Here is a 1,720-nt window from a genome sequence, read left to right on the forward strand (position 1 = left end):
ACGACCAATCCCCTCATACCCGAAGAACTAACGAAAAACTCAGTAGGTATGCTCTGCTGTCTCACCAGCCACAGGAGATTGTTCATCTTCCTGCGCGGCTGGGCCACTTGCGTATGACAGGTGGACCCAAACGGCGTTTTCGATCGCAACCAGTAGTAGAAGCGCTTGGACGGAACGAATGTGACGGCATGGCTCTTTGGTGACGCTGTGCCCGATCCGGTACGCCAGTCAGCCGGTCACTGACCCGGCCGTTGACCCCACCCGTATGAGTGGCTACCCCCTGAGTAGAGGTCTGTCCCGGTCAGAACATATGCAGGGGCCACCAATGGTCCGCCCGACAGGTGTCGTGGGCGACCATCCTCAAAGTGGGTGCGATGCGGTGTCGTCGGGCGCTCCTCACGTCGACGGATCGAGCCCCTTTGGAGTACCCCTTGGCCCTGACCCTGGATGAACTCAAGCAGCTTCCACCCACCATCGACCTGATGACCGCCGCTCGGATCCTCGGCATCGGTCGCACCAAGGCGTACGAACTCGCCCGGGTCGACGACTTCCCGTGCCGGGTGGTGCGGATCGGCGGACTCACCGTGTCTCAACGGCGGATCTGTTGCGAGTGATCGGGGCGGCGGACGGAGAGCGCTGAGGGTCGCGCGGTGCCGCTGATGGCCGGTCGCGGCCATCTCGTGACGTTCAATCCCACGGTCGAACCACGGTCAAACAAGAAGAGGCCTGATCGTGGATGTCCACGATCAGGCCTCTCACCTGGTACTTCTCAGTCGGGGTGGCGGGATTTGAACCCACGACCTCTTCGTCCCGAACGAAGCGCGCTGCCAAGCTGCGCTACACCCCGAAGCAACGTCCCCAAGTCTAGCGGACGTGTGGAGTGCTCGCGCACACCTTTTCCGGCCCCCGACGGCGGGCGGCTCAGCCGGCGGCGACGAGGTCCAGCAGCGACGCCTCCGGGCGGCAGCAGAACCGCACCGGCGCGTACGGCGACGTGCCCAGGCCGCCGGACACGTGCAGCCACGCGTCGTCGTACCGGTGCAGCCCCCACGCGCGGCGCCGGTCGATCCCGCAGTTCGTGACAAGCGTTCCGTAGAAGGGCAGGCACAGCTGGCCGCCGTGCGTGTGTCCCGCGAGCAGCAACTGGTACCCGTCGGCGGCGAACCGGCTCAGATTGGCCGGTTCCGGCGAGTGCAGAAGACCCACCCGCACGTCCGCGTGGGGGTCCGCCGGACCGGCGACGTCCTCGTACCGGTCCAGCTCGATGTGCGAGTCGTGCACACCCGCCAGCGCCACGTCCAGACCGCCCGCCTTGAGCGCCCCCCGGTGGTTGTTCAGGTCCAGCCAACCCGACGCCGACATCGCCTCGCCCAGCTCACGCCAGGGCAGGTCCGGGGTCCGGCGCTCCTCGTAGTCGGCCCGACTCGTCCGCCACAGGTACCGCGCGGGGTTCTTCAACCGCGGCGAGTACATGTCGTTCGACCCGAACACGAACGCCCCGGGCCGGTCCAGGAGCGGCCCCAGGGCGTCGGCGAACGGCCCGACGGCGTCCGGGTGCGCCAGCGAGTCTCCCGTGTTGACCACCAGGTCCGGCTCGTGCGCCGCCAGTCCCCGGATCCACTCGATGAGCATCCTCCGGCCGGGCGTCAGGTGTGCGTCGGACAGGTGCAGGATCCGCAACCGGTCGCTCCCCGGCGGAAGCAGCGGCAGCTCGTACCGC

2 protein-coding genes and 1 tRNA gene are annotated in these 1,720 nt (G+C 67.3%); 1 reads left to right on the forward strand and 2 read right to left on the reverse strand.

The genetic code is table 11. The features are described 5' to 3' along the window. Positions 1-431: 431 nt before the first annotated feature. Entirely contained in the window at positions 432-614 is a 183-nt protein-coding gene (locus D471_RS37040) for a DNA-binding protein (RefSeq protein WP_241479752.1), read from the forward strand. A 159-nt stretch (positions 615-773) separates the two neighbouring features. On the opposite strand, the gene D471_RS0130365 is transcribed toward D471_RS37040, so the two are convergent. Continuing rightward, positions 774-847 (reverse strand) — tRNA-Pro (locus D471_RS0130365). A 74-nt stretch (positions 848-921) separates the two neighbouring features. Further along, the coding region (locus D471_RS0130370; RefSeq protein ID WP_017602096.1) for a metallophosphoesterase at positions 922-1,720 on the reverse strand (799 nt) is incomplete at its 5' end.

The sequence above is a fragment of the Nocardiopsis lucentensis DSM 44048 genome, assembly GCF_000341125.1.
Classification (GTDB): Bacteria; Actinomycetota; Actinomycetes; order Streptosporangiales; family Streptosporangiaceae; genus Nocardiopsis; species Nocardiopsis lucentensis.